Genomic DNA, 3468 nt, shown 5'->3' with positions numbered 1-3468 from the left:
CTCTTCGGGGGCGGGGGTGCGCGAGGCGAGAATAGTGGAGACCTGGCGGCGGCGGGCGCTATGACAGACTCGTGGAGTTTTTAGGCGGCAGAAAGACGGCGGGCGTAGGCTTTGCGATCGGTATCGAGCGAATAGCCGAAATTTTAAAAACGCGCGAAGCCCCTCAAGAGCGCGAAGGTCTTTATATCGGCGCGCTGGATGAGGCGTTTGTTAGCACGGCATTTTCATTTGCGCTAAAGCTGCGAAAGTTTTGTAAAACTCAAATTTCATACGAGCCCAGGAGCCTAGCCAAGCATTTAAAAGCGGCTGACGGGGCGGAGGCGAAATTTTGCCTTTGCATCGGGCAGGACGAGTTTGACCGAGCCGAGGTGTGGTGTAAAAATTTAGAGGATCAAACCACCTTCGCGATCAAATTTAAAGAGGTCGAAGCGTTTTTTAAGGATAGAGCATGAGCGATTACGGACTAAATATTTGGGGAAATTCCAACTTCACAATAGACGGGGGCAAACTATGCCTAAACTCCGATTTCAAGCAGCCTTTGGTAGATATCATAAAAGAGATCCGCGCAGACGGCGTGCGAGGCCCGATACTGCTGCGCTTCCCGCACCTCATCAAAAAGCAGATCGTCGAAATTTACTCAAATTTTAACCGCGCTATTAAGGAGTTCGGCTACAAGGGAAAATTCCACGCCGTCTATCCGCTTAAAGTAAATCAATTCCCGGGCTTCGTTAGAAATTTAGTCGATATTGGCGAGCCTTACGGATACGGACTTGAGGCCGGCAGCAAGCCCGAACTGCTGCTAGCGATGGCGTATAATAACTACGGCGCACCGATTACCGTAAACGGTTTTAAAGATAAGGAGCTTATAAATGTCGGCTTCATCGCCGCAGAGATGGGGCATAATGTAACGCTTACGATCGAGGGGTTAAACGAGCTTGAAACCATCATCGAAACGGCCAAGGAGCGGTTTGCGCCAAAGCCATTCATCGGGCTTCGCATCAGGCTGCACAACTCCGGAAGCGGGCTATGGGCGAAAAGCGGCGGGATAAATTCCAAATTCGGCCTTACCTCGACCGAGCTTATAGAGGCGATAAATTTGCTCAAGAAAAACGACCTCATCGAGCAGTTTACGATGATTCATTTTCATATCGGCTCGCAGATTACAGAGATTCACCCGCTCAAAAAGGCCCTCATCGAGGCGGGCAATATCTACACCGAGCTTCGCAAAATGGGCGCGAAAAATTTAAAATCCATAAATTTAGGCGGAGGTCTTGCTATCGAATACTCCCAAGCCAAAGAAAGCTCCAGCCGCAACTATACGTTAAAAGAATACGCCAACGACGTGGTCTTCCTGCTAAAATCGATCGCAGAGGATAAAAAAGAGGCCGAGCCCGATATCTTTATCGAGAGCGGCAGATACGTAGCCGCCAGCCATGCGGTGCTAGTAGCGCCGATTTTGGAGCTTTTTACCCAAGAATACGCCGAAGAGAAGCTCGCCCTAAAAAAGGATAATCCGCCGGTAGTCGCCGAGCTATACGATCTGTATAAAACTCTAAAGCCGTCCAACGCGCTAGAGTATCTGCACGACGCCATGTCGCATATGGAGAGCGTGCTTACCCTTTTTGATCTGGGATACGTCGATCTGATCGACCGCTCAAACGGCGAAATTTTAGTTCATCTAATAATGCGAAAGGCGTATGGAATTTTAGGCAACAAGCAAGAATACAGCAATTTCTTAAACTCTCTAGGCAACGCCCAAGAACGCTATTTGGTAAATTTCTCGATCTTTCAAAGCCTGCCCGATTTTTGGGGCATCAAGCAGCACTTTCCGATCATGCCGCTAGAGAGGCTGGACGAGCGAGCAACGTTATCTGCTTCGATCTGGGATATCACCTGCGATAGCGACGGAGAGATAGAATTCGACAGCCAAAAAAATCCGCTATTTTTGCACGATTTTAATCCCGAAAAAGAGGAGTATTTTTTGGGCTTTTTTCTTGTCGGAGCATATCAGGAGGTGCTTGGCATGAGCCACAATCTTTTCGCTCATCCGAGCGAAGCGACCGTGATCTTACGCGATGACGGCGGCTTTGAGATCAAGGATTTTATCGAATCTCAATCGGTCATCGACATCTTGGAGGATATGGACTACGACGTAGTAGATATCCGCGAAAGCCTAAACGAGCGCGTCGAAAAATCAAATCTTATCGGAGATAAAGAGAAAAAGCATATCTTGGGCGAACTATATCTGTTTTTAAACGACAATAGCTACTTAAAGACGATCAAATGAGTTTTTGGCAAATTTTAAAACAGGACTTCACCGAGCCCTTGCGTCAAGACCCCGCATGCAATAGCGTATTTGAGATATTTTTCTGCTATCCCGGCGTCTGGGCGCTGATAAATTACCGCTTCGCGCATTTTTTCTACGAGCGAGGTTTTAAGCTCATTGCTCGCGCGATCAGCGGACTTAGCCGCATAATCACCGCAGTAGATATAAACCCGGGCGCACGTATCGGCTCGGGCGTATTTTTTGACCACGCCACGGGGCTTGTCATCGGAGAAACGGCGATCATCGGCGATAACTGTCTGATCTATCAGGGCGTAACTCTCGGCGGCGTGAGCTTAGAGCACGGCAAGCGCCATCCGACGCTGCAAAACGGCGTCGTAGTGGGCGCGGGAGCCAAAGTATTAGGCAACATCACCATCGGCGAAAATTCCAAAATCGGCGCAAATTCCGTCGTCGTAAAGGACGTCGCGCCAAACTGCACCGCCGTGGGAGTGCCGGCTAGAATTTTAGGAAGCTGCGAGAGCGATCCTTTGGCGCATAATAAAATTCCAGATATCAGCCAGGAGCTTATCAAATATCTCATCAAACGTATCGAAATTTTGGAAGATTGCATCTGCAGCGGCAGAAAAGATATCTCCGCAATGGATGAGGATCTAAACAAATTCTACGAAGAGTATCTAAAATCATTAAAATAAGAGGGTTAAAGTGAAAAAAGCTCTATTTTTTATAATTTTTGCTATTTTATCAGCAAGCGGCAGCGATGCTAATAGCGCGAAAAATTCCGCGGACGACGCCAGAATAAGCCTAGTAAAAAGTCTATACATCAAGGACACCTATTTTGGCGATCACAAAAATGCCCTATCAGCTTCTTTCAGATCCGTGCTTATGCAAGATGAAGCCTCTGCTGGCGAAGGTGAGGTAGGCTGCTTGGATTATGATCCGATAATCGGCGGTCAAGATGTCTGCGACGATGCAAAATATGATTTTGAGCTAGGGCAGCGCGATACTGTCGTAGTGACACAGACCTGCCCCTACGGTGCGCAGACGATAATCTACAAACTCGTCCGTAGCGGAGGCGATTATAAAATCGACGATATCTACGACCAAGACCCAAGTAGCGGCAGGGCTTTTAGCGTCAAAAATCAAATTTTAAATTGTCTAAACCAATCCAAGGAGCATCAATG

At 47.9% G+C, this 3468-nt stretch carries 4 protein-coding genes; all 4 read left to right on the top strand.

The annotated features are described in order from the left end of the window. Positions 1-71: 71 nt before the first annotated feature. Positions 72-452, top strand: coding sequence for a His/Gly/Thr/Pro-type tRNA ligase C-terminal domain-containing protein (locus Q0372_RS10120; protein WP_298105564.1), 381 nt, complete (start codon positions 72-74; stop codon positions 450-452). Beyond that, the gene (speA, locus tag Q0372_RS10115; protein WP_298105561.1) at positions 449-2287 is read left to right on the top strand and encodes a biosynthetic arginine decarboxylase; all 1839 of its coding nucleotides are present in this window, start codon (positions 449-451) and stop codon (positions 2285-2287) included. The genes Q0372_RS10120 and speA overlap by 4 nt, the downstream gene beginning before the upstream one ends. Continuing rightward, positions 2284-2979, top strand: a complete 696-nt coding sequence (cysE, locus tag Q0372_RS10110; protein ID WP_298105558.1) for a serine O-acetyltransferase — start codon at positions 2284-2286, stop codon at positions 2977-2979. The genes speA and cysE overlap by 4 nt, the downstream gene beginning before the upstream one ends. Positions 2980-2989: 10 nt before the next feature. Next, the coding region (locus tag Q0372_RS10105; RefSeq protein ID WP_298105553.1) for a hypothetical protein at positions 2990-3468 on the top strand (479 nt) is incomplete at its 3' end.

This window comes from uncultured Campylobacter sp., from assembly GCF_937997405.1.
In the GTDB taxonomy this organism is placed as follows: domain Bacteria; phylum Campylobacterota; class Campylobacteria; order Campylobacterales; family Campylobacteraceae; genus Campylobacter_B.
The sequence above is the reverse complement of the archived record's forward strand: the minus strand, read 5'-3'. Positions and strand labels throughout refer to the sequence as shown.

Bases quoted from the DNA above. Each gene is read 5' to 3' on its own strand.
- speA (WP_298105561.1), top strand. From the start codon at position 449: ATGAGCGATTACGGACTAAATATTTGGGGAAATTCCAACTTCACAATA.
- cysE (WP_298105558.1), top strand. From the start codon at position 2,284: ATGAGTTTTTGGCAAATTTTAAAACAGGACTTCACCGAGCCCTTGCGT.